Consider the following 23,047-nt stretch of genomic DNA (forward strand, 5'->3'; position numbering starts at 1 on the left):
ACCTCCGAGTGTAGTCGCCGGCATGATCGACGCAACGTACGGGCATGACGGCGCTCGCGGCTACGACAGCGATCGCAGAGCGGTTCATGGCTCACTCCTCATACGGCGCGTCCGCGATGAACTGGAAAAAGCCGAATCGCACCATCATTGCCAGTCTCGCACCAGGATGGGCTTCGGCTTCGCGGCTCAGCACCTCGACCAGGTGTTTTTTGAGGTCGAGCCGCGGATACTGCGCGACGACTTCCGCCTTGCGCGGTGACACCTTGGCCAGGTCCCATCCGACCACGTCGATCGATGCGCCCTGCTGCAGCAGGTAGTTCAGGTACGGCGGAGCGACCGGCGCGGGTGCAATGTTCAGATGCATCGTGATGCTCTCTGCGATCGTCGGCGCCAGCGCTGGGCGTTCGTGGTCATGAAGCAGTGCTTCGGCCATCTCGGCGCCGCGCACCGCGAAGCACTCCTTCTCCGAACCCGGCCGTGGTTCGCACGCGAGAGCGAGGTCATGGCAAAGGGATGCCACCAGCAGCTCCTCGCGATCGACGTTGAGAGATTCGAGCTGGCCGAGCAGCCCTCCCCAATAATAGGTGCGTATGCAGTGGTTGAGCAGCCACGGCTGGTAGACCTCCTCCGCGTGCTCGAATGTTCGCTTGACCAGCGCACTGTCGATGAAGCGAAGACCTGCCAGGTCGAGTCTCTCCACCCGCAGCGCGGGCGGATGACCTGCCTCGCGTCGTCTTCGCGCGCGGCTGCGCAGTGCGGATGCGACGAAGAGGAAACGGTCTCGAACGGTCAGGCGACCGCCACGACGACGGGCCCATGGAAGCGTGCCGACGGCACTCACTGCGTATTCCCGGCTGAGCCGAACGCAGACGAAGCAAGAAGTCCGCTTCGTTCCAGATCGAGAGTCTGCGCCACGCTCGGGCGATCCTTGACCGAATCACGAAACGCCAGCAGGGCCGGATAATCCTCCAGCGAGACTCCGAGCTGCGGAAGCAGCACCAGGGTCCAGAACAGGTAAGCATCGGCCAGCGAGAAATCGTCGCCAATAAGGAAGCGTCGGTGCTGCAACGCCGCTTCGGGATGAGGAAGCACCTTGGGCAGCACGTATTCGGCGACGTGCGTCTTCATCGCCTGCGGCACGTCCGGATCGAAATGGGCCCACAATGCCTGCTTGTGAAGCTCGGTCGAGATGAAGCTCAACCATTCGTAGAGTCGCAGTCGCCTCTCGCTGCCGGCGGGTGAGGACAGCCCGGCATCCGGTGCAAGGTCGCCGATTGCGAGGAGTACGGCGATGTTCTCGGTCACGATCGAGCCGTCCGGCAGCCTGAGGGCCGAGACTTTCCCCTTGGGATTCACATCGCGGTATTTGCGTCCGTCCGCCATGGCCAGGCTTCCGCGCGCGACCCATGAAACGTCATGCGGGACGGCCGCCTCCCGAAGCGCGATGTGCGGTGCCATCGAACAGGCAAAAGGAATTGCGTAGAGCGTCGTGCTGGTCGTCATGGCGCGAACGATAGGCCTGTATTCGATCGGCCGAAATGACGATGAGCCCACGATTCGAGCCGTCAATCGCTTCGCGCAGAACGCAGCGTGATCTTGCTTCGCGCGATTGACGTACGGACGACTCCAGCCGGTATTGCGATCGGCCGGTTGTGAGACAGACAGCGGGCAATCAAGGCCACTACACATGGCCTGGCCGGCTGAATATCAAGCCACACGTGCTCGCTTCACTCCTGTCTCTCGTCGCTCCAGCGATGCGGCCTCGTCGGTCGGCACCCGGTACTGCAACGCTTCTGAAACATGTGCGACGTCGGTCTCGTCACTTCCGTCCAGGCACGCGATGGTGCGCGCCACACCAATCGTTCGCGAGATGCCGCGTGCAGATAACGCCATCGAGCGTGACGCACGCGCGAGCAGCCTTTCTGCATTCGGGGAGAGAGACGTGGCGGCGCTGCGTTGCCGCCGTTGGCGCGCAGCGCAAACACGTGCGCGAACAGTCGGACTGCTTTCTTCGTTCGTGTCCGTCCGCAACTCGTCCACATCGATGCTGGGAACGTCGACATAAAGATCGATTCTATCGAGCAGCGGTCCACTGATGCGTGCGCGATAACGCGCGACATCGCCGTCGCTGCAGCGGCACTCCCTCAAGCCCGTCCGCCAGTACCCGCATGGACACGGGTTCATCGCCGCCACCAGCAGAAACCGCGCCGGAAACGTAACTTTCGCGCCCGCGCGGCTGATCGTCAGTTTCTTGTCCTCGAGCGGCTCGCGAAGCTGATTGAGGATACGCGGCGAGAACTCGGGGAGCTCGTCGAGGAACAGCACGCCGTTGTGCGCGAGGCTGATCTCGCCGGGATGCGGCCAGGAGCCGCCGCCGACCAGGCCCGCGCCCGACGTCGTGTGGTGCGGCGCGCGCCACGGACGCTCGAGCACGAGCGCCGCATCGCCCTTGGCGCGGGCGACGCTGTAGACCGATGTCGTCTGGATGGCTTCCGCGACGGTCAGAGGTGGCAACAGCGTCGTCAGCCTTCGCGCCAGCATCGTCTTGCCGGCACCGGGCGGTCCGGAAAACAGCAGCGGGTGCTCGCCGACGGCCGCAATCTCCAGCGCGCGCTTGGCGACGCGAAGGCCTCGAACCTCCGCAATGTCGACGTCGTCGTTGCGTGAAGCCGCCGCGAGCAGCGCAGCGGCATTTGTGCGAACCGGTGTCGCCGTGAAATTTCCTTTGACGAGGTCGAGCGCTTCGCGAAACGTCGAGGCTCCGAACACGTCGACGCCCTCGGCGAGTGCGGCTTCGCGCGCATTGTCCCTGGCGACGACGATGCGCTTCGGACCGTCGCGCGCGGTCGCGATTGCGGCGGGCAGGGCGCCCGCGACGGGTCGCAAAGATCCGTCGAGCCCGAGCTCGGCCAGGAACACCGCCGACGCGATGTTCTGCGCGGGAACTTTTCCGTCCGCGGCCGCGATCGCCACCGCGATCGCGAGATCGAAGCCCGAACCGGCCTTGCGGCGCGAAGCCGGAGACAAATTCACCGAGCACCGCGAGCCAGGAAATGAGCCGAACGCGTCGCGAACGGCTGTACGCACGCGCTCGGCGCCTTCTCGTACCGCCGCGTCGGGCAGCCCGACGATGATGAAGTACGGAAGCCCGGTCGCGATGCTGGCTTCGACTTCGACGAGGTAGCTGTCGACTCCCTGGTGCGCGGCGGTTCGCGTGACGGCGTACACGCGGCGTTCTCGCGCGATCGTGCGTGCGACGTCAATGACACCGCCGACATGATCAGCGTTGGTGTTTACACGCGGCCAGCGGAGCCGCAGCCAGGCCGATAGCCCGCGCTTACGAAACCTTCGGCACTGCCATCCCGCGCTTCACCGCATCGCGCGCCCCGACGCGCTCTACCCACGCGCCGAGCGCCGGCATCTCGCGCACCTTGTCCGGCATCATCGCCGAGAACGGTCCCCACGCGGCTGCTATCCACGGATAGCTCGCCATGTCGGCGATCGAATAGTCGCCGGCGATATACTCGCGCCCATCGAGCGCGCCGCTGAAGACGGTCATCAGCCGCACCGATTCGTCGAGATAGCGCTGGATCGCCGGTGCGAGCTTTTCCGGATGCGTGTTCATCCAGTAGTTGACCTGGCCGAGGAACGGACCGATGCCCGCCATCTGGAACATCAGCCATTCGAGGGCGAGTGCGCGCTCGCGCGGCTCGGTCGCGAGGAAGCGCCCGTGCTTTTCGGCGAGGTAGATCATGATCGCGCCCGACTCGAAGATCGCCAGCGGTCCGCCGGCGGCATCGTGGTCGACGATGGCCGGGACCTTGCCGTTCGGATTGATGGCCCGGAACTGGGGCGTGTGCTGCTCGCCTTTGACAAGGTCGACCGGGATCGTCTTGTACGGCAGGCCGAGCTCCTCCAGCAGAACCGAAACCTTGCGGCCGTTCGGCGTGGTCCACGTATACAGATCGATCATGTGGTGTACTCCTCGGTGCCGCTGCTGACCTTTTCGCGGCCACGATGCAACCCGGCGCGCCGTTTGTCGCACTCGCGACCTACCCCGATGCGTGGCAATCTAACCATACGCTCACATTGACACTTCACTGTCCGCCGTCCTTAGTGAACCGGTCCTCCTTCCGGCTGCCGGACTGACCGGCTTTCGGGCGATGGGGACGGCGATTTCCGATGAAAACCGACGCGGCCACGACGATCTCGCTCGATGCACCCGAGGCGTTCCTGAACAGGGAGCTGAGCTGGCTCGCGTTCGCGCGCCGCGTGCTCGAGCTAGCGGCCGACGTCGATCTTCCGCTTCTCGAACGCGTCAAGTTCGTCGGCATCCACGCGATGCTGCACGACGAGTTCCTGATGAAACGCGTCGGCGGACTGCTCGAGCAATGCCGCAAGGGAAGCAGCAAGAGATCGGTCGACGGCCGCACTCCGTTCGAGGAGCTTGCGGCGTGCCGCTCCGAGATCCGCGAGCAGATCCGCATCGTCTCCCTGCTGATGGTCGAAGAAATCCTGCCCGCGATGCGTTCGGCCGGAATTCCGCTTCTCGACTGGGACGAGCTGATCGACGAGCAGCGCACGCTGCTGCGCGACGATTTCGAACAGACGGTGCTGCCGGTTCTGACGCCGCTGGCGATCGATGCCGAGCACCCGTTTCCGTTCATCGGCGGGCAGGGCCTGAACCTTCTGATTCTGGTGCCCGGCTCGTCGGGCGGACGCGAGCGGATCGTGCAGCTCAAGGTTCCGACCAACCGCTCACGATGGGTTCCCGTTCCCGGCACCAGCGGCTTCGTCGCGATCGAGCAGGTGATTGCGGCCAACCTCGACCTCGTGCTCGTCGGAAGCGGACCGTTCCGGCCGTATCTGTTCCAGGTCACGCGGTCCGCGGAAGGGCAGGTCAACGAAACCGAAGACACCGAAGACGGCGACAGCCTGCTGCCGGGAGACATCGTCCGGCAGGTCACGCGTGATCTGAAGGCGCGGCGCTTCGCCGGAGTCTCGGGCCTCAAGGTCAGCGATGACATGCCGGTCGAGCTCCAGCGGTGGCTCGGCCGCCAGCTTCGCGTTTCGATCGACGACATCTATCCGAGCTCGGTGTTCCTCGGCCTGAGCGACATGATGTCGCTGCGCGTGGCGGGTGCCGACAACCTGCTGCTGCCGGCGCACGAGCCCGTCGATCATCCGCGCTTGCGCTCGTACGTGGGCGAGACGCCGCCTTCCATCTTCGAGGAGATCGCGCGAGGCGACATCCTGCTTCATCACCCGTACCACAGCTTCGAGTCGTCCGTCGTCCGCTTCCTTGCGGAGGCGGCCGAGGATCCGAAGGTGCTCGCGATCAAGATCACGATCTATCGGACCAATCGGGATTCGCCGATCATCCGTGCGCTCGCCGAAGCGGCTCGCCAGGGAAAGCAGGTTGCCGTGCTGGTCGAGATCACGGCACGCTTCGACGAAGCGCCGAACATCGCGTGGGGGCAGCTTCTCGAGCGCGAAGGCGTGCACGTCTCGTACGGCGTCGAGAAGCTTAAGACCCACGTCAAGCTTGCGCTCGTCGTGCGCGAAGAGGGAAGCAAGCTTCGCCAGTACGTGCACATCGGCACCGGCAACTACCACACCGGAACCGCACGAATCTACGAAGACATCGGCCTGCTGAGCTCCAACAAGCCGCTGGCGCGCGACGTGGCGATGCTGTTCAACCAGCTGACGGGAGCGCTCAAGTCGCGCGCGTACGACAAGCTGATCGTCGCGCCGCAGGACATGCGCTCGCGCTTCATCGAACGCATACGGCGCGAGGCCGAGAACGCGAAGGCTGGGCGCCCGTCGGGAATCCGCGCCAAGATGAATCAGCTGCAGGATCAGGAATTGATCCGCGAGCTGTACGAAGCCGGCCGTGCGGGCGTGCCGATCGTGCTGCACGTGCGCGGGCTGTGCTGCATCCGACCGCAGGTACCCGGACTTTCCGAGAACATCCGCGTGTTCAGCGTCGTCGGCCGCTTTCTCGAGCACGCGCGCATCTACGAATTCGCCAACCGCGGCTCACCCGAATACTTCCTCGGGTCGGCCGACTGGATGAAGCGCAACCTCGACCGTCGCGTCGAGAGCGTCGCGCCCGTCGAGGATGCCGAGGCCCGGCGCGAGTTGGCGGCCATTCTCGACGTCTACGACTCCGACAATTACTCGTGCTGGGAATGCAACCCGGATGGCTCGTACACGCGGCGCAGGCCCGCACCCGGAGAGCCGCGCCGCGCTTCGCAGGAAGTATTCCTTGCGCTCGCCGCGAGTCAGAAGAAGCCCGAGCGTCCCTCACGCCGGCGGCGGCGCAAGGATTGAACTTGCAGCATTCGGTCATTGCCGTCATCGATCTCGGATCGAACTCCGCCCGCATCGTCGTTTTCCGTGCCACCGCCGGCGGCGTTCTCGATGTCGTTGCGGACGAGCACGTCTCGCTGCGGCTGATCCGCGGGCTCGACAAGAAAGGCCTGCTTCGCGACAAGGCGATCGACGGCGCCGTGCGATTGCTCAGCGACTTTCGAAAGCTCGCCGACGGCGCCGGCGCCGGCCGGATCCTCGCATTCGGCACTGCGGCCCTGCGCGAAGCCGGCAACAAGGACGAGCTGCTCGCGCGCGCGCGCAAGGAGAGCGGCATCCGTCTTTTGATCCTCGACGGCGACGAAGAAGGGCGGGCGGGATTTCTCGGCGCGGTCTATGGCCTGCCGGTCGAAGACGGGATCGTCTTCGACATCGGCGGCGGCAGTGCGCAGATCACGCACTTTCGCGGTCGCCGCCAGAAGCGTACCACGAGTCTTCCGCTCGGTGCGCTGCGGCTTGCCGATCGCTTCCTCAAGTCCGATCCGCCGGCGGCGTCCGAGATCCAGAAGCTGCGTCTTCACGTACGACGTCTGCTGGCCAAGGAGAAGATAGGAAAACTCGCTGACGGCGCGCGCGTGATCGGTACCGGCGGCACAGTCCGCAACCTGGCGAAGGTCGCGGCCAAGCACTGGAGCTATCCGATCCTGAGGCTTCACGGATACGAGCTGAGCTTCGCGCGGCTGCGCGAGCTGCGCGCGCTGTTTTTGTCGCGCGACTCCGCTTCGCGCGGATCGCTGCCGGGTCTCAACTCGAGCCGCGCGGATTCGATCATTGCCGGCGGTATCGTTGCCGAGACGATCCTGGAGGCCTGCGGCGGCACTCGTTTTCTCGTCGCCGGTTATGGAATGCGCGAAGGCTCGGTGCTTGCGGCGGGCGGCGGTCAGCTGCCGTCGCCCGAACATGTCCGCAAAATGGCCATCGGTGCCTTCGCCGCGCGCTTCGCGAGCTGCGAGCGGGAACGAGCCGTGCGCCGCGCGCGCATCGTTCTGTCGCTGTACGACCAGCTCGAGCCGTTTCCCGATCCCACGTGGCGCGAGATGCTGCTGCATGCGGCCATCGTCGTCGACGCGGGGCGCAGCATCGACTTCTACCGGATGCATTCGCACAGCGGCGAGATGATCCGCTCGAGCGGGCTTGCGGGTTTCAGTCATCGCGGCATCGCGATCCTGTCGTCGATCGTCGAGATGGCCGACGTGGAAGGCTGGGATCCGCGCAAATGTTCGCCGCCGCTCGCTGCGGACGACTACGACGCACTCGAGCGCGCCGGTGTGCTCCTGTGTCTTTCGGATGCGATCGAGCAGCGGCGGCCGCCGGGTCTTGCGACCGCCGCACGCGGAAAGACGAAGGGCAGTGCGTTCGTCATTTCCGATCCCGGCATGACGAGCTGGGACGATGCGTATGTTTCCAGGCGCTTCCGCCAGGCTTTCGGCAAGGATCTGGTGTTTTCGGGCTCGCCGGCGAGCGCCGAGCCCGCGAAAGTCTCTGACGATGCGCCGGAATCCGCTGAGCCCTCCGGCAAAAGAGCCCGGCCCTCGCGCAGCAAGAAACCCGCGGCCCGAGACAAACGCGCAAAGAAGAAGAAGTAGCAGTCCGGCTAGCGGCCGCGGCTTGCGCGGCGGAACAGCGGGCGTTCGTCGTCGGCGGCGGCCTGGTACGTGACCGAGAAATCGTCGAACGCGCTGAGCGCTTTTTCGATGTCCTTGCTGGCCTTGACCGCGAATGAATCGATCCCGCAGCGGCTCATCAGGAACATCTCGTCGCGCATGACGTCGCCGACTGCGCGGATTTCGCCCTTGTAGCCGTGCCGGCTGCGCAGCATGCGCGAGGTCGTGTAACCGCGGCCGTCGGTGAACGACGGGAAGTCGACGGCGATGAGCGCCGCCCTGTCGCGTTCCGCGACGTCATCTGGCGACTCGTTGCTGCGCAGCAGCACGCCGATCGGCTCGCCGGCGGCGACGAGCGTCGGTGTTTCCGCGTTCCAGCGCGCGAGGCTCACGATCGCGTGAGAGCCGGCGGTCTCGTCATCGGCGACGAGATGCCATGCGTCGTCGACGATCCGCCTGTTTCTTACAACTTTCATCGCGTGCGCCTCGCTTTGCGGTCGTTCCGACGTGCCCTGTTCATGCCGCGTAGGCCGCTTCCTTGAACGGCTCTGGTCCGAGCCGCCGGTAGCAGTCGAGGAAGATCTCATCGTCGCCGTTGCGCACTGCGAGGTACTTCGCCAGCACTTTCTCGACCGCGTCGGCGACCTGGTTCTCCTTGAGCGCCGGACCGAGGATGCGGCCGAGCGACGCGGAGTCGCTGTCGTGTCCGCCGAGCATCAGCTGGTAGACCTCTTCGCCGTTCTTGTTGATGCCGAGGATGCCGATGTTGCCCACGTGATGATGCCCGCACGCATTGATGCATCCGCTGATCTTGATGCTGCACGGACCGATGTCTTCCTGGTAGTCGATGTCGTCGAAACGCCGCGACAGCTCGAGCGACAGCGGGATCGATCGCGCATTGGCGAGCGCGCAGTAGTCGAGCCCGGGGCACGCGATGATGTCCGACAGCAGCCGGAAGTTCGGCGTTGCCATGTCGAGCGCGACGAGCTGGTCGAACAGCTCCGCGAGGTCGGCGTCGCGCACGTCGGTCAGCACCATGTTCTGCGTGTGCGTGGTCCGCACCTCGCCGAAGCTGTAGCGGTCGGCGAGGTCGGCCACGCGATCGAGCTGCGTGTCGCTGATGTCGCCCGGCGGAATGCCTGGATGCTTGAGCGACAACACGACGATGTTGTAGCCGGCAACCTTGTGCGACAGCACGTTGGTCTTGCGCCAGCGTGCAAAGGCCGCATCCGTCCGCATCCGTTCGGCGAGCGCCGCCGCATCGCCGCGCGCCGAGCCTTCCGGCTGATACGCCGGAGGCTGGAAAAATGCCGCGATGCGCTCGACCTCCGAGCGCTCGAGCAGAAGCTCGGGCCTCCTGCTTCGCGCGAAGTCTTCCTCGACCCAGCGCGTGAACTCTTCGGCGCCGATCTCGTCGACGAGGATCTTGATGCGGGCCTTGTGCTTGTTGTCGCGCCGTCCGTGCAGGTTGTAGACGCGCAGGATCGACTCGAGATACGCGGGAAGATCGGCGTACTCGACGAACGGGCGGATTGCCGTCGCGATGAACGGCGTGCGCCCCATGCCGCCTCCGACCCAGATCTCGAACCCGCGCTTGCCTTCGGCGTTGTCGACGATGCGGATGCCGATGTCGTGGAATCGGATCGCGGCGCGGTCGTGCGACGGCGTACCGGTGATCGCGATCTTGAACTTGCGCGGCAGGAACGCGAATTCCGGATGGAACGTCGACCACTGGCGCAGCAGCTCGCAGTACGGGCGCGGATCCTCGATCTCGTCGGGCGCAACGCCGGCAAACGGATCGCTCGTGATGTTGCGGATGCAATTGCCGCTGGTCTGGATGGCATGCATCTCGACCGACGCGAGCTCGTCGAGAATGGTCGGAACGTCGCCGAGATGCGGCCAGTTGAACTGGATGTTCTGCCTGGTCGTGATGTGCCCGTAGCCGCGATCGTACGTGCGTGCGATGTGCGCGAGCTTGCGGACCTGCCTGCTGCTGAGCACGCCATACGGGACCGCAATGCGCAGCATGTACGCGTGAAGCTGCATGTAGAGGCCGTTCTGCAGGCGCAGCGGCTTGAACTCGTTCTCGGTGACTTCGCCGTCGATGCGGCGCTGGACCTGGCCGCGGAACTGGCGCGCCCGTTCTTCGACGATGGTCTGGTCGTAGCGGTCGTACTGGTACATCGGGTTATCCTTCTGCCTGCGCCGCGCGCTCGGCCTGCGCGGCACCCGCTGCGTGCGGCGCGTGCTCGGCCTGACCCGGGCTGCCGGACGGTGAAGGCCCGGTGCGGTCGGGCCTTCGGTACGCCACGCTCGGCCCGCTCGCGCGGATCTCCTCGCGAGCGGTCAGCGGGTCGATGAGCGAGCCTTCGAGGCGCACGGGAAACGCGTAGGCGTCGGCAACCTCGCTTTCCTCGAGCACGGCTTCCGCCAGCATCGCGTCCCGCTCGGCTTCGGTTGCGACAGGATGCGCGTCCTGGAGACGCGGCGACCAGCTTCGGTCGGTGCGGCGGTACGCCGGCCCGCCGCTGGCGAGAAAGTTCGCGGTTACGACGAAATGTGTTCCCTTCGGGGTAGCCATGACCGGCGATTATGACGCCGGTTGGGGAATATACAAAAGGCATAATATCTATGACGACCATGCCCATTAGTTATGCTACGCTCAGGTCGTGCCGCTCAACCTCAATCATCTGAGGATATTCCGCGAGGTTCTGGAGCAGGGGTCGATCACGGGTGCGGCCTCGGCTCTTCGCATCAGCCAGCCTGCGGTTTCCAGGCAGCTCGCCGAGTTCGAAGCGGCGCTCGGCACGCGGCTGGTCGACCGGCTTCCGAGAGGCATCCGCGCAACCGCCGCCGGCGAGATGCTCGGCGAGCGTGCACGCCGAATTTTTGCCGAGGAGCGCGCGGCCGAGCAGGACCTCGGCGAGCTGCTCGGCCTGCATCGCGGACACCTCGCGGTCGGCGCCAGCACGACCATCGGCAGCTATCTGGTCCCGCAGGTCTTCGGCGACTTCGCCGTGCGCCATCGCGACATTGCGATCGATCTGAGGATCGGCAACACGCGCGCGATCCAGAACGACGTGCTCGAAGGCGAGCTCGACGTCGGACTGACCGAAGGATTCGCCGACGCCGAGCCGCTCGAATCCGAAGTCTTCCTTCACGACGAGATGGTCCTGATCGCCGGTCCCCATGCGTCCGGGCGCCCGCTTGCCGGCGTCACGTCGATTCATGCTGCCGAGCTGGCAAATGTTCCGTTCATCGTGCGCGAAGCCGGCTCGGGAACGCGCGAGGTGATCGAAGCCGCGCTTGCCGGGCGCGGAGTCGATGTCCGGCCGCACATGGTCCTCGGCAGCACCGAAGCCATCAAGAATGCCGTCGTGCTGGGTCTCGGCGTCGCGATCGTTTCGAGGCTGACGGTGACGCTCGAGTGCGACATCGGTCGGTTGCGCGAGGTGGCGCTCGCCGATCTGCGCATCCACCGCGCGCTGCACTGCGTGACGCTGCGGGGAAAGCGGCCGAGCCCGGCGGCGACCGAATTCCTCGCGCTGCTGCGCGAGCGCTACGGCGCGGCCGGCGAGAGCGACGGTGCCGCAACGACGCCGAAGTCTTCGGGCGGATCCAAGCGGAAGCACAGGAAATCTCCGCTTCGCGGATGACGGAAGCGAACTTCGCTGGCGTGAAGCGCGATTGCCCGCGCGTGGTTCTGCGCAATCTCGCGGCTTGCCGATTGCCCGCATGATGCGTCCGGCGAGCTGTCCGCGGGCTGGTACAGGTCGTCGAACAGAATCGGATGTCCGATGCTCGCAAGATGCACGCGAAGCTGGTGCGTGCGTCCGGTTTCGGGACGGAGCTCGACGAGCGTGCGATCCTCGCGGCGCGCGATCACCTTCCAGTGCGTGATCGCCCGCTGCATTCCGTCGGCCTGTACGCAGCGCCGTCCGCGCACTAGCGGATCGCGTCCGATTGCCGCATCGATGATTCCCGCGTCGCGCTCGACCACGCCGGAGACCATCGCGACGTAGGTGCGCGAGAGCTCGCCGCGTTTCTGTTCGCGCACCAGGGCTGCTTTCGCTTCGGCGCTTCTCGCGACGACGAGAAGACCCGCCACCACGCGGTCGAGCCGCTGCACGACATGCGGCCGCCAGTTTCCCCACGGATGGCCCGGCCGCACCCCGGCGTGAAACACGAGCGCATTGATGAGGGTGCGCTCGCGCCGGTCCGCGAGCGGATGCACGTGCATCCCGGCAGGCTTTGCGACCACCAGCACGTCGTCGTCTTCATGCAGGATCGCGACAGGGTGGTCCCACGGCGGATTCCATCGCGACGTGCTTTCGAGGCGGGCGAGCTCTGCGGCGTCGATCGAGATCCGGTCGCCGCCGTTCAGCCTGTCGATCGTCCGTCCCACCTGACCGCGATTGTCGGTATCCCGCCCGCGAAACGCGGAGCCCCCGTCTCGCGAGTCGATGGCAACGAAGCCGCCGGTGATGAGGTCCCCGATTTCGGTGACGGGAACGGCGACCAGGCACGCCTTGAGATAATCGACGAGCCGCACGGACTCGATGCCCGGCGGGACGACGTGCCGGATGGCTGCGGTCGGCGGCATGCATGCGGATAACCAAAAGCCGGCCGAGAGGCCAGCGCGAGACGTCGCGGCGGGCATCCCGACTTGATGACCGTCGGCGACGATGCCGATGTTGCCGACCTGGCGTTGGACGGAAAGTGCATTCGCCGCGCGGTCCGTTTAATCTTCGCCGATGCTGCTGATGATCGATAACTATGACTCGTTCACCTACAACCTCGTGCAGTATCTCGGGGAGCTCGGTGCCGACGTCGAAGTGCATCGCAACGATGCGATCGACATCGCCGGTATCGAACGGCTCGCTCCCGAAGGCATCGTGATTTCGCCCGGACCGTGCACGCCGAACGAGGCCGGAATTTCGCTCGAGCTCGTCCAGTCGTTTGCAGGACGTATTCCGATCCTCGGCGTGTGCCTCGGGCATCAGAGCATCGGACAGGTTTTCGGTGGGCGCGTCATTCGCGCGCCGCGGTTGATGCACGGCAAGACGTCGCTGATCCACCACGACGGACGCGGGATCTTCCGCGACCTCGAGAATCCGTTCATCGCCACCCGCTACCATTCGCTGATCGTCGAGCGCAGCACGCTGCCCGACGTGCTCGAGATCAGCGCGTGGACCGACGAAGGCGAGATCATGGGGCTTCGCCATCGCACGCTGGCTGTGGACGGCGTACAGTTTCATCCCGAGTCGATCCTGACCCTCGAGGGCAAGCACCTGCTCGCAAATTTCCTCGCGACGCTGCCGAAGCACGCCAAAGCCGCGTAACGCACGGCGCGAACCACGCCAGCCGGCGGTTCAGTTCGTTCGCCGCAGCCTGCGCGGCGGAAGGATCTCGACGTCGACGCCTTCGCTTCAGTAGTCGGCAATCTCCGCTGCGCGTGTAGTCGTACGGCCCGTCATGCAGTCCGGCGTCGCCTGACGGCGACTTGGCCCGACTCGACCATGTCGCGAAAGACTCTGGCGTTGAGCGGCGCGCGCGTGTTCGCGTCGTTGTTGAAATACGCGTGCACGTCGATGTCGGAGCTCACGGCTTGCCGGCACAGCTCGGCCCATGGCCGCAGCTCGGCCTTGGTGTAGTCGTGGGCGGCTCCGCCCGCGAGACCGTGAAAGCGGAGATAGACGAAATCCGTCGTGCGCGTCGTGTTTTCCGGCATCGCAAGCGAGCTCAGCCAGACGTGCGCCGCGCGATGCTTCGCCAGAAGCGCGAACGTCTCGTCGCTCTCGTACCACGACGGATGGCGGAACTCGACGGCGTGGCGGAAGCGCCTGGGAACAGACGCAAGGAAGCGGTCGAGCCGTTCGGGATCGAAACGCATCGTCGGTGGAAGCTGCCACAGGATGGGACCGCACTTCTCCCTGAGCAGCCGGGCACGATCGAAGAAGACCTTGATCGACTGCGGCTCGACCGCAAGCCGTTTCATATGGGTAATGAAGCGGCTGCCCTTGACCGCGAAGCGGAATCCCGGCGGCGAGCGCCGGTACCATCCGCGCACGACCTCGGGGTTCTGCAGCCGATAAAAGCTCGCATTGATCTCGACGGATCGGAAATGGTCCGCATAGAATTCGAGGCGGTCGACGCGTCCGGAACCGGAAGGGTAAAACGATCCGCCCCAGCTCTTGTAGATCCATCCGCTGGTGCCGACGAAAAGGCGATCCATGAAACACGCTATAGCAGCGCATTCCCGATCCAGCAGCGCAAGAACGCGCACGTCGAAAAGGTCGGACTCGTCCGCGTCGCGACGCGTCCGCATGAGGCGCGTCTCGTCGAAATCCCGAAACGCTCCGCCGCCATCGAAGGACTCGATCGAGACCGCCATCGAGTCGGCAGCAGAGGCCGGTCTTACCTACGTTACCGATGACCGCCCCGGCTTTCGCCGCATCCGTTCCGGCGCGGGGTTCCGCTATGTCGATGACAAGGGAAAGACCATTCGCTCGCGCGAGCACCTCGAGCGCATCCGGTCGCTCGTCATTCCGCCGGCGTGGAAGGACGTATGGATCTGCCCGACGGCCAACGGCCATCTGCAGGCAACGGGTCGCGATGCGCGCGGCCGCAAGCAGCATCGCTATCATCCCGGATGGCGCGACGTGCGCGACTCGACCAAGTTCGACCGCCTGATCGAGTTCGCCCGCACGGTTCCGAAGATTCGCCGCAACGTCGCGCGCGATCTGCGACGCAGCGGCCTCGGCCGCGAGCGCGTGCTCGCCGCGGTGGTTCGCCTGATGGACCTGACGGCGATCCGCGTCGGCAACGAGGAGTATGCTCGCGACAACAAGTCGTACGGGCTCACCACGCTCAAGGACCAGCACGCGAAGATTCGCGGCGGCGTGATCCGCTTCTGCTTCCGAGGCAAAAGCGGCAAGCAGCACGAAGTCGAGCTCAGCGACCCGCGCCTCGCGAAAATCGTCAAGGGTTGCCAGGACATTCCCGGCCAGGATCTGTTCCAGTATTACGACGACGACGGCGAGCGCCGCGACGTGACGTCACGCGATGTGAACGACTACCTGCACCAGGCCGCAGGCGGCGCGGACTACAGCGCGCGCGATTTCCGCACGTGGACGGGAACCGTGCTCGCGATGACCGAGCTCCAGCAGCGGCAGTGCGACGGAGCAGGCGAGATCAAGCGGAACCTCAGCGACGGCGTGCGCGCGGTGGCGTCCAGGCTCGGAAACACGCCCGCGGTCTGCCGCCGCTGCTACATTCATCCGTACGTCATCCAGAGGTACACCGACGGCAAGCTTCCCGGCGCAAACTCGCGCGCAAGCTCACGGCTCGCCGCAGCCACGAGGGCGCGGGCGACTTCGCTCAGCCCGCTCGAGAAGGCGACGGTGTCGTTCCTGCAGTGCTGCCGGCGTGAAGAAAAAGCCGGACGCAGGGCGGCCACGTCAAAGCGCGCGCGCAAAGCGTCGCGCGCCTGACTGGACCGCACCGTGTGCTGACCTCGACGACCTCGGCCGCCGACCCCGAAGCACACGGTGCGCATCGGTCTCAACGGCTGTGCTCGACGTCCGCCGGGATGCCGTGCTGACCTTTGATGTTCGTCTGCGGCTCGTTGTCATCGAACTTCGCGCGGCGCCCGCCTTTGCGCGCGGGATGTTTGTCGTCGCGGTCGCGGGCAAATCCCTGGTCTTCGCTTCCGCCGCCGCCTTGCCGCGTCGACGACTCGTCTTCGCGTGCGAACGGCGCATCGCCGCGACGCGCGCACTGCGCGTCCGGATCGCTGCCGGCGCCCGCTCCGCCGAGTCCTGTCTGCGGCGTTTCGCCGTATTCGTATTCCTGCCCGGATTGGTGCGGGTGCCTCTCCCGTTTGTCGAGCGGAATTTTGGTGGTGCTGGTATGTCTGGAATCGCATTTCGACATGGCAATCTCCTTGCCCGCGATGCGGGTCACTCGTGAACGCGACCCCGGCCCGCGCACCATTATTCACGCTCGCCAATGTCGTTCCGGTTCTTTGACCCCGGAAGTGCGATTCCCCCATGCGCACGCTTTATGGCTCGCATGGAATTGATGGCGGAGCCTCGCACGCGCTAGCACGCGGCAATGGGTACCGACCGAGCCGCCGAGGGCGCATGCCTGAGCGAGCCCGAGCTGCTCGCGTGGCTGACGCTGTCGCTGTGCATCGATGGGCGCCCCGGTGCGTGGCTCCGACTGGCGGATGCGTACGGCGGAGCCGCCGAGGTGGTTGCGGCCGATGACGAGCAGCTGGCGACGAGCGGCGCATCGCCGGCGGCGATCGCACTGCTGCGGGACGCTGCATCACGCTCCGCAAAGGTGCTCGAGACGTGCCGGCGTCTCGCGATCGAGATCGCTCCAAGGGGCTCTCCTGGCTACCCGGAAATCCTCGCCGGCATCCCCGACCCGCCGATCGTGCTGTTCTTTCGCGGCGCTCCTCCATCGAAGCTGTCGGACGGCAGGGAGGCGGACCCCGACGATGAGAACGCAGCGCTGGTCTCGGTCGCAATCGTCGGGGCACGCCGGTGCACCGCATATGGAGAACGAACGGCGCGGCGTCTCGGCCGCGAGGTGGCCGAAGCGGGCATCGTGGTCACGAGCGGGCTCGCGCGCGGGATCGACGGGGCGGCGCACCGCGGTGCACTCGAGGCAGGCCGCACGCTGGCGGTGCTCGCCGGTGGTCTGGACCGGGTCTATCCCGGCGAGCACCGGGAGCTTGCCGACCGCATCGTGGACAAAGGCGGCAGCCTCGTCTCCGAGCAGCCGCCCGGGGCACGACCGCTCGCGTGGCTGTTCCCGTACCGCAACCGCATCATCACCGGCGTTTCGGCTGCGACGGTGGTCGTCGAGGCGAGCCATCGCAGCGGCTCGCTGGCCAGCGTCCGTCACGCGCTGGAGCAGGGCCGCGAGGTCTTCGCGGTTCCCGGTCCGATCGACTCCCCGGCCTGCGAAGGGACCAACCAGCTGCTCGTCGACGGCGCTCCGCCATTTTGCCGGCTGACCGATCTCCGCATCGTTCGCGGACTCTCGAAACGGATCGAACTAACGACCTCTAAACACTTGCACGAAAAGAAGATTTCCCTTGCAACGATGAGCCCCGACGAAGCCTCGCTTCTGACTGCAATCCGCGCCGGTGCCGCCACCCCGGATGAGATCATGACGGCGACCGCGCTTGACGGCACACGAGTTCTGACGTTGTTAACGGCCCTCGAACTGGACGGCCTGGTTCGCCGTGAGGACCATGGACGCTTTCGAGCGACGGTCCGGGGCGTGTGATTTCGTGGCCGTCGCCATCCTTAGACTACCTGACGCCGACACGCAGCCAGACAAGCAGCAAGGAACTACAGAAAAGAGATGCCCGCCAGAAACCTCGTCATCGTCGAGTCGCCCGCCAAGGCCAAGACCCTGGCCCGATACCTTGGGCGCGACTTCCAGGTCGAGGCCTCGGTCGGCCATCTGGTCGATCTCCCCAAGAGCAAGCTCGGCGTCGACGTCGAGAAAGACTTCCTGCCCGACTACGAGGTCATCCGCGGCAAAGCCAAGGTCATCAAGGACCTGAGGGCGGCGGCCAAGGGCAAGGAGCGCATCTACCTGGCGCCCGATCCCGACCGCGAGGGCGAGGCCATCGCGTTCCACATCCGCGAGCACGTCGTCCCGAAGAACTTCAAGGGCGAAGTCCACCGCGTCCTCTTCAACGAGATCACCAAGAGCGCCGTGCAGAAGGCGATCAAGACGCCGAGCCACATCGACACGAGCAAGTTCGAGGCCCAGCAGGCCCGCCGCGTGATCGACCGCCTGGTGGGCTACCAGATCAGCCCGCTCTTGTGGGACAAGGTGCGCCGCGGGCTTTCGGCCGGCCGCGTGCAGTCGGTCGCGGTGAGGCTGCTGGTCGAACGCGAGCGCGAAATCCAGGGATTCGTTTCCGTCGAGTACTGGCAGCTGACCGCCAGGTTGTTTCAGGATGCGGCCAGGGGCGAGCCGCAGATGTTCGACGCGCGGCTCGTCGAAGTCGACGGCAACAAGATCGACACGAGAAACCTGAAAGCGGTCGTCAGCACGAACGGCGACGGTGCTTCGGCCGAAGCGGCCGACAAACGGTTCTTCATCTCCGACGAAGCGCAGGCTCGCGCGCTCGAAGCACGTTTCCGCGCGGCCACCGACTGGCGTGTCACCGACGTCAAGCGCACCGAGCGGCAAAGGCGGCCGGCGCCGCCGTTCATCACGTCGACGCTCCAGCAGGAAGCGTCGCGCAAGCACGGGTTCCAGCCGCGGCGCACGATGTCCGCGGCGCAGCGTCTGTACGAAGGCATCGATCTCGGCGAGGAAGGCACGACCGGCCTGATCACGTACATGCGTACCGATTCGACGCGCGTCTCGCCCGACGCACAGGTCGCGGCGCTTTCGTACGTGAAGGGCGCGTTCGGTGACGCTTTCGCCCCGTCGCAGCCGAACCAGTACAAGAGCAAGAAAAGCGCGCAGGACGCCCACGAAGCGATCCGTCCGACGTCGCTCGACTATCCGCCCGACAAGGTGCGCCAGTTCCTGCCGTCCGACGAATTCAAGGTCTACACGCTCATCTGGAACCGCTTCCTTGCCAGCCAGATGTCGCCGGCGATCTACGACCAGACCTCGGTCGACATCGAAGCCGCCGGCGGGCGTTTCCGCTCGAGCGGTCAGGTGCTCAAGTTCGCAGGCTTCCTGCGCGTGTACGAAGAAGGCCGCGACGCGCCCGACGAGAACGACGATGCGGCTTCGCTGCCGGATCTTTCGCCCGACGAACGCCTCGCGCTCGAGTCGCTCGCGGCCACGCAGCACTTCACACAGCCGCCGCCGCGCTTCTCGCAGGCGACGCTGATCCGCGAGCTGGAAGAACGCGGCATCGGCCGCCCGTCGACGTACGCGACGATCATGTCGACGATCATCGGGCGCGAGTACGTGCGCCAGGATGAGCAGCGCCGCCTCGTGCCGACCGAGCTCGGAACGCTCGTCACCGACCTTCTCGTCGAATCGTTCCCCGACATCCTCAACGCCGAGTTCACCGCCGAGCTCGAGGACAAGCTCGACGACGTCGAAGAAGGCAAGAGCGGCTGGCTCGATGCGACGCGCGGCTTCTACAAACCGTTCCGCGCCGATCTCGACCGCGCCAAGCTCGAGATGCGCGACGTCAAGCGCGAGGTGCGCGAGACCGAGCTGCCGTGCCCGAAGTGCGGCAAGACGCTCGTCATCAAGTGGGGACGCAACGGCGAGTTCGCCGCGTGTCCGTCTTTCCCCGAGTGCCGCTTCACTTCCAACTTCACGCGCAAGGAAGACGGCTCGGTGGTGCTCGACGAGGCCGAGGAAACCGACGAGACGTGCGAGAAGTGCGGCTCGGCGATGACGTACAAGTTCTCCAAGTTCGGCCGCTTCCTCGGATGCTCGGCGTATCCCGAGTGCAAGAACATCAAGTCGGCCAATCAGGCGATTCCGCTCGGGATCCAGTGCCCGAAGGATCTCGGCGGCTGCGGCGAAGGCGAGCTCGTGCAGAAGGTCTCGCGGCGCGGCAAGATCTTCTACAGCTGCAACCGCTATCCGGACTGCAAGTACGCGCTGTGGGATCGTCCGGTCGAAACTCCTTGTCCAGAGTGCGAGGCACCATTCATCGTCGAGAAGACGACGAAGCGCGCCGGCACGGTGCGGCGCTGCACTCGCGAGGGCTGCACGTATTCGGAGACGATGGACGAAGGGCCCGTGCTTCAGGAAGAAGCTTGAACGCATGCACGCGGATTTCCGTAATGCGCGCGGTCGGCGCGGGCGCATCGGCGCGCTCGCTTTAGTCCTCGCTTCGCTGCGGAACGACTCGCACGCCGACGCATCCGCACCGCCCGCGGGTTCCGGTAGTGCGCGCGGTCGGCGCGGGTGCATCGGCGCGCTCGCTTTAGTCCTCGCATCGCTGCGGAACGACTCGCACGCCGACGCACCCGCACCGCCCGCGGGGTTCGGTGGGGCGCGCTTGTCCGCGGCTTCTGAGGCCGCGCTGTGACCCAGCGAATCACGATCGTCGGTGGTGGACTCGCCGGCAGCGAGGCGGCGTGGCAGATCGCGCGGCGCGGGCTCGGCGTGGACCTGTTCGAGATGCGCCCTCACGTTTCGACCGAGGCGCATCAGACCGGGATGCTGGCCGAGCTGGTCTGCTCGAATTCGCTTCGCGACGATTCGCTGACGACGGCGGTCGGGCTGCTCAAGCGCGAGATGCGCGCGATGGACTCGCTGATTCTCCGCATCGCTGATGAGACGCGCGTGCCGGCGGGGTCGGCGCTGGCCGTCGATCGCGTGCGCTTTGCAGAGCGCATCACTGAGGAGATCCGTTCGCTCGCTAACGTTGCGATCCACAGCGGGGAGATCACGTCGATTCCGCAGGGCGGCATCGTCGTGCTCGCGACGGGGCCGCTCACGTCGCCGGCGCTTTCGGCCGAGCTCGCGACCTTCGTCGGCAGCACGCACCTGTATTTCTATGACGCGATTTCGCCGATCCTGACGGCCGATTCGATCGACATGGACATTGCGTTCCGCGCGGCACGCTGGGGAAAGGGCGGAGACGACTACATCAACTGCCCGCTCGACCGCGAGCAGTATGAGCGACTCGTCGATGAAATCCTCGCGGCCGACAAGATGCCGCTCAAGAGCTTCGAGCGCTGCATCCATTTCGAAGGCTGCATGCCGGTCGAAGAGATTGCGCGGCGCGGCCGCGACACGCTCGCGTTCGGACCGATGCGTCCGGTCGGACTCAACGACCCGCGCACCGGCCGCCGCGCGCATGCGGTCGTGCAGCTTCGACAGGACGATCGCGAAGGCCGCCTGTTCAGCATGGTCGGATTCCAGACCAAGATGACGTATCCGGAGCAGCGCCGCGTGTTCCGGATGATCCCCGGCCTGGCGAATGCGCAGTTCGTGCGGCTCGGCAGCCTTCACCGCAACACGTTCATCAATTCGCCGAAGGCGCTGCGGCCGACGTTGCAGACGCTCACGCGCGACGATCTTTTCGTGGCGGGCCAGCTCGTCGGTGTCGAAGGATACGTCGAATCGACGGCGACCGGGCTTCTTGCCGGGATCAATGCGGTGCGCCTTGCGCGCGGCGAGGCGCCGCACCATCCGCCGCCGACGACGTCGCTCGGTTCGCTGCTTGCGTACATTACCGACCGCCACAGGACCGACTTCCAGCCGATGAATGCGAACTACGGCCTGTTCCCGCCGCTTGCCGCGGCGGCGCGTCGGGGCGGGAAAAAGGCGGCACGCGGTCTCGAGAAGAAAGAGGCGATGGCGATGCGCGCGGACAATGATTTCCACGCGTGGTGGATGCCGGTGATTGCGCAGCACGAGGACGGCAGCGCAGACGCTGCGGCTTCCGGCGCCGGACGCGCGCACGACGGTCCCGGCGACGCCAGCACGATCGAAACTCCCGCGACGACGACCATCTGACGATGCGTCCGGCGCTCGAATCCGTCGTGCGCCAGGCCGCGCAGCCGTGGCAGAGCGCATTTGTGCTCGCCATCGAAGCGGCTCCGTCACCCGAGCACGCCGAATCTGCGTTCGAGCGGCTCGTCGAGACGGCCGGGCCCGAGCTGCTGCTGGCATGGCCGGCGGCCGAGCTCGAAGCGCTTGCGGTCGTCGTCGGCGCCAGTCCGTACTTCGCGCGCCAGCTCGTCTCCTCCGCCGAACGCTGGCCGGTGCTCGCGAAGTCGTACGAAAACCCGCCGCCGTCGCGCGAAGCGCTCGCCGATGCGGGCGGCGTCGCTGCGGACGACGACGCGGCAACGCTCGGCCGCAAGCTGCGCCGCATGGCCGCGGCCGAGATGTACCGCATCGGCGCGCGCGACCTGCTCGGGCTGGCAACGCTCGACGAGACGATCACGTCGCTGACCACGCTTGCCGACGTCGCGATCTCGATTGCCGTTGCGCAGTCGCGCGTGCTGCTCGTTCGCAGCGGCGGAGACGCACTCGGCGAGGACGGCCGGCCGCTCGGCTTCGTGGTGCTCGGGATGGGAAAGCTCGGAGGCTGCGAGCTCAACTTCAGCTCCGACGTCGACCTCGTCTACCTTTACGAATCCGACCGCGTCCAGGCGGGAAGCCGGCCAGCGCGCGAATTCTTCACGCATCTCGCATCGGCGGTGACGCGCGCGATCGGCGACGTCACGCAGGACGGCGTCGTGTTTCGCGTCGACCTCAGGCTGCGGCCCGAAGGCATCAACGGACTGCCCGTCAACCCGATCGGTGTCGCGCTCGATTACTACGAGGGGTGGGGCGACACGTGGGAGCGCGGGGCGCTGGCCAAGGCCCGGCCGGTTGCCGGCGATCTCGCCCTCGGCGAGCGCTTCCTGGCAGCGCTCGAGCCGTTCGTCTACCGGCGCCACCTCGACTTCGACACGATCGAAGACCTGCGCGGAATGAAAGACCGCATCGATGCCGAGCTCGCGCTCGAGAAGCCCGGCATCCGCAACGTGAAGATCGGCCGCGGCGGAATTCGTGAGCTCGAGTTCGTCGTGCAGGTGCTCCAGCTCATCCACGGCGGCCACGTTCGCGAAGTTCGCGGGGCGGGGACGCGCCGCGCGATCGATGCGCTCGAGCGCCACGCACTGCTTTCCTCGGAGGAAGCCGCTGACCTTCGAGGCGCGTACGCATTTCTGCGCAACGTCGAGCATGCCATCCAGGTCGAGGAGAAACGCCAGACGCAGACACTGCCGCTCCGGCCCGAAGGGCTGCGCTGGCTCGCGCGGCGGCTCGGTTACGGAACAGGCCGGCGCGGCGCGCCGCTGTCGCCCGACGAAGTGGCTGGCTTCGAGCACGACTGGGATCGCGTCACGCACCGGGTGTACGAGTTGTTCCTGCGCTTTCTCGAAATGCGTCCGGGCGAGGATCCGCGCCGCGACCAGGCAGCCGATCCGGTCGCGCTCGCGGTGCTCGGACAGATCAGCGACGGCCGCTTCGACGATGCGGGAGCCGTGCTCGAGCGCATGGGCATCGACGGCGGCGCCGATGCGGCAAAGAATCTCGCACGCATCTACCAGGGA

19 protein-coding genes are annotated in these 23,047 nt (G+C 66.1%); 9 read left to right on the forward strand and 10 right to left on the reverse strand.

What is annotated here, in order from left to right:
• Positions 1-91: 91 nt before the first annotated feature.
• From VN634_19235 to VN634_19250, 4 genes are all read right to left on the reverse strand, one after another.
• Entirely contained in the window at positions 92-700 is a 609-nt protein-coding gene (locus VN634_19235; protein ID HXC53029.1) for an HD domain-containing protein, read from the reverse strand.
• 137 nt (positions 701-837) lie between these two features.
• Positions 838-1,503, reverse strand: coding sequence for a glutathione S-transferase family protein (locus VN634_19240; protein HXC53030.1), 666 nt, complete (start codon positions 1,501-1,503; stop codon positions 838-840).
• Positions 1,504-1,707: 204 nt separating this feature from the next.
• Positions 1,708-3,228 carry a YifB family Mg chelatase-like AAA ATPase gene (locus VN634_19245; GenBank protein HXC53031.1) on the reverse strand — a complete coding sequence of 507 codons (1,521 nt, stop codon included), beginning with the start codon at positions 3,226-3,228 and terminating at the stop codon, positions 1,708-1,710.
• A 109-nt stretch (positions 3,229-3,337) separates the two neighbouring features.
• Positions 3,338-3,973, reverse strand: coding sequence for a glutathione S-transferase N-terminal domain-containing protein (locus VN634_19250; GenBank protein ID HXC53032.1), 636 nt, complete (start codon positions 3,971-3,973; stop codon positions 3,338-3,340).
• Positions 3,974-4,182: 209 nt separating this feature from the next.
• Here VN634_19250 and ppk1 point away from each other — a divergent pair, with 209 nt between their 5' ends.
• Both ppk1 and VN634_19260 read left to right on the forward strand, forming a co-directional pair.
• Complete coding sequence (ppk1, locus tag VN634_19255; protein ID HXC53033.1) at positions 4,183-6,333, forward strand: polyphosphate kinase 1; 2,151 nt, start codon at positions 4,183-4,185, stop codon at positions 6,331-6,333.
• A gap of 2 nt (positions 6,334-6,335) precedes the next feature.
• The gene (locus tag VN634_19260) at positions 6,336-7,958 is read left to right on the forward strand and encodes a Ppx/GppA phosphatase family protein (protein ID HXC53034.1); all 1,623 of its coding nucleotides are present in this window, start codon (positions 6,336-6,338) and stop codon (positions 7,956-7,958) included.
• An 8-nt stretch (positions 7,959-7,966) separates the two neighbouring features.
• Here VN634_19260 and VN634_19265 read toward each other — a convergent pair whose 3' ends face one another.
• From VN634_19265 to VN634_19275, 3 genes are read right to left on the reverse strand one after another with little or no spacing between them, the layout of a single operon-like run.
• Positions 7,967-8,452 carry a DUF934 domain-containing protein gene (locus tag VN634_19265; protein HXC53035.1) on the reverse strand — a complete coding sequence of 162 codons (486 nt, stop codon included), beginning with the start codon at positions 8,450-8,452 and terminating at the stop codon, positions 7,967-7,969.
• Between the two features lie 40 nt (positions 8,453-8,492).
• Positions 8,493-10,160, reverse strand: a complete 1,668-nt coding sequence (locus tag VN634_19270) for a nitrite/sulfite reductase (GenBank protein HXC53036.1) — start codon at positions 10,158-10,160, stop codon at positions 8,493-8,495.
• Positions 10,161-10,164: 4 nt separating this feature from the next.
• Positions 10,165-10,557 carry a DUF2849 domain-containing protein gene (locus VN634_19275; protein HXC53037.1) on the reverse strand — a complete coding sequence of 131 codons (393 nt, stop codon included), beginning with the start codon at positions 10,555-10,557 and terminating at the stop codon, positions 10,165-10,167.
• 88 nt (positions 10,558-10,645) lie between these two features.
• Between VN634_19275 and VN634_19280 the strand changes: the two genes are divergently transcribed.
• Positions 10,646-11,632, forward strand: a complete 987-nt coding sequence (locus VN634_19280; protein ID HXC53038.1) for a LysR family transcriptional regulator — start codon at positions 10,646-10,648, stop codon at positions 11,630-11,632.
• Here VN634_19280 and VN634_19285 read toward each other — a convergent pair.
• Positions 11,536-12,579 carry an RluA family pseudouridine synthase gene (locus tag VN634_19285; protein ID HXC53039.1) on the reverse strand — a complete coding sequence of 348 codons (1,044 nt, stop codon included), beginning with the start codon at positions 12,577-12,579 and terminating at the stop codon, positions 11,536-11,538. The genes VN634_19280 and VN634_19285 overlap by 97 nt on opposite strands.
• A gap of 160 nt (positions 12,580-12,739) precedes the next feature.
• Here VN634_19285 and VN634_19290 point away from each other — a divergent pair, with 160 nt between their 5' ends.
• The gene (locus VN634_19290) at positions 12,740-13,318 is read left to right on the forward strand and encodes an aminodeoxychorismate/anthranilate synthase component II (GenBank protein ID HXC53040.1); all 579 of its coding nucleotides are present in this window, start codon (positions 12,740-12,742) and stop codon (positions 13,316-13,318) included.
• A gap of 131 nt (positions 13,319-13,449) precedes the next feature.
• Here VN634_19290 and VN634_19295 read toward each other — a convergent pair whose 3' ends face one another.
• Complete coding sequence (locus VN634_19295; protein HXC53041.1) at positions 13,450-14,304, reverse strand: DUF72 domain-containing protein; 855 nt, start codon at positions 14,302-14,304, stop codon at positions 13,450-13,452.
• Between VN634_19295 and VN634_19300 the strand changes: the two genes are divergently transcribed.
• Entirely contained in the window at positions 14,303-15,469 is a 1,167-nt protein-coding gene (locus VN634_19300; GenBank protein ID HXC53042.1) for a hypothetical protein, read from the forward strand. The two genes, VN634_19295 and VN634_19300, sit on opposite strands and share 2 nt — an antisense overlap.
• Before the next feature lie 70 nt (positions 15,470-15,539).
• Here VN634_19300 and VN634_19305 read toward each other — a convergent pair whose 3' ends face one another.
• A complete protein-coding gene (locus VN634_19305) occupies positions 15,540-15,911 on the reverse strand; it encodes a hypothetical protein (protein HXC53043.1) in 372 nt (123 codons plus the stop codon).
• 180 nt (positions 15,912-16,091) lie between these two features.
• Here VN634_19305 and dprA point away from each other — a divergent pair, with 180 nt between their 5' ends.
• From dprA to VN634_19325, 4 genes are all read left to right on the forward strand, one after another.
• Complete coding sequence (dprA, locus tag VN634_19310; protein ID HXC53044.1) at positions 16,092-17,279, forward strand: DNA-processing protein DprA; 1,188 nt, start codon at positions 16,092-16,094, stop codon at positions 17,277-17,279.
• Positions 17,280-17,357: 78 nt separating this feature from the next.
• Positions 17,358-19,751, forward strand: coding sequence for a type I DNA topoisomerase (topA, locus tag VN634_19315; protein HXC53045.1), 2,394 nt, complete (start codon positions 17,358-17,360; stop codon positions 19,749-19,751).
• Positions 19,752-20,018: 267 nt separating this feature from the next.
• Positions 20,019-21,458: a methylenetetrahydrofolate--tRNA-(uracil(54)-C(5))-methyltransferase (FADH(2)-oxidizing) TrmFO gene (trmFO, locus tag VN634_19320; protein HXC53046.1), complete on the forward strand. Its 1,440-nt coding sequence runs from the start codon at positions 20,019-20,021 to the stop codon at positions 21,456-21,458.
• Between the two features lie 2 nt (positions 21,459-21,460).
• Positions 21,461-23,047 (forward strand): hypothetical protein (locus VN634_19325; GenBank protein HXC53047.1); only part of this gene is annotated, 1,587 nt, incomplete at its 3' end.

This window comes from Candidatus Limnocylindrales bacterium (assembly GCA_035571835.1).
Taxonomy (GTDB): domain Bacteria; phylum Desulfobacterota; class Binatia; order UBA1149; family CAITLU01; genus DATNBU01.

Coding starts and splice junctions, on each gene's coding strand:
- VN634_19290 (HXC53040.1), top strand. CDS start 12,740: ATGATCGATAACTATGACTCGTTCACCTACAACCTCGTGCAGTATCTC.
- topA (HXC53045.1), top strand. CDS start 17,358: ATGCCCGCCAGAAACCTCGTCATCGTCGAGTCGCCCGCCAAGGCCAAG.
- dprA (HXC53044.1), top strand. CDS start 16,092: ATGGGTACCGACCGAGCCGCCGAGGGCGCATGCCTGAGCGAGCCCGAG.
- ppk1 (HXC53033.1), top strand. CDS start 4,183: ATGAAAACCGACGCGGCCACGACGATCTCGCTCGATGCACCCGAGGCG.
- VN634_19305 (HXC53043.1), bottom strand. CDS start 15,911: ATGTCGAAATGCGATTCCAGACATACCAGCACCACCAAAATTCCGCTC.
- VN634_19270 (HXC53036.1), bottom strand. CDS start 10,160: ATGTACCAGTACGACCGCTACGACCAGACCATCGTCGAAGAACGGGCG.
- VN634_19250 (HXC53032.1), bottom strand. CDS start 3,973: ATGATCGATCTGTATACGTGGACCACGCCGAACGGCCGCAAGGTTTCG.
- VN634_19265 (HXC53035.1), bottom strand. CDS start 8,452: ATGAAAGTTGTAAGAAACAGGCGGATCGTCGACGACGCATGGCATCTC.
- VN634_19285 (HXC53039.1), bottom strand. CDS start 12,579: ATGCCGCCGACCGCAGCCATCCGGCACGTCGTCCCGCCGGGCATCGAG.
- VN634_19295 (HXC53041.1), bottom strand. CDS start 14,304: ATGCGGACGCGTCGCGACGCGGACGAGTCCGACCTTTTCGACGTGCGC.
- VN634_19240 (HXC53030.1), bottom strand. CDS start 1,503: ATGACGACCAGCACGACGCTCTACGCAATTCCTTTTGCCTGTTCGATG.
- VN634_19300 (HXC53042.1), top strand. CDS start 14,303: ATGAGGCGCGTCTCGTCGAAATCCCGAAACGCTCCGCCGCCATCGAAG.
- VN634_19275 (HXC53037.1), bottom strand. CDS start 10,557: ATGGCTACCCCGAAGGGAACACATTTCGTCGTAACCGCGAACTTTCTC.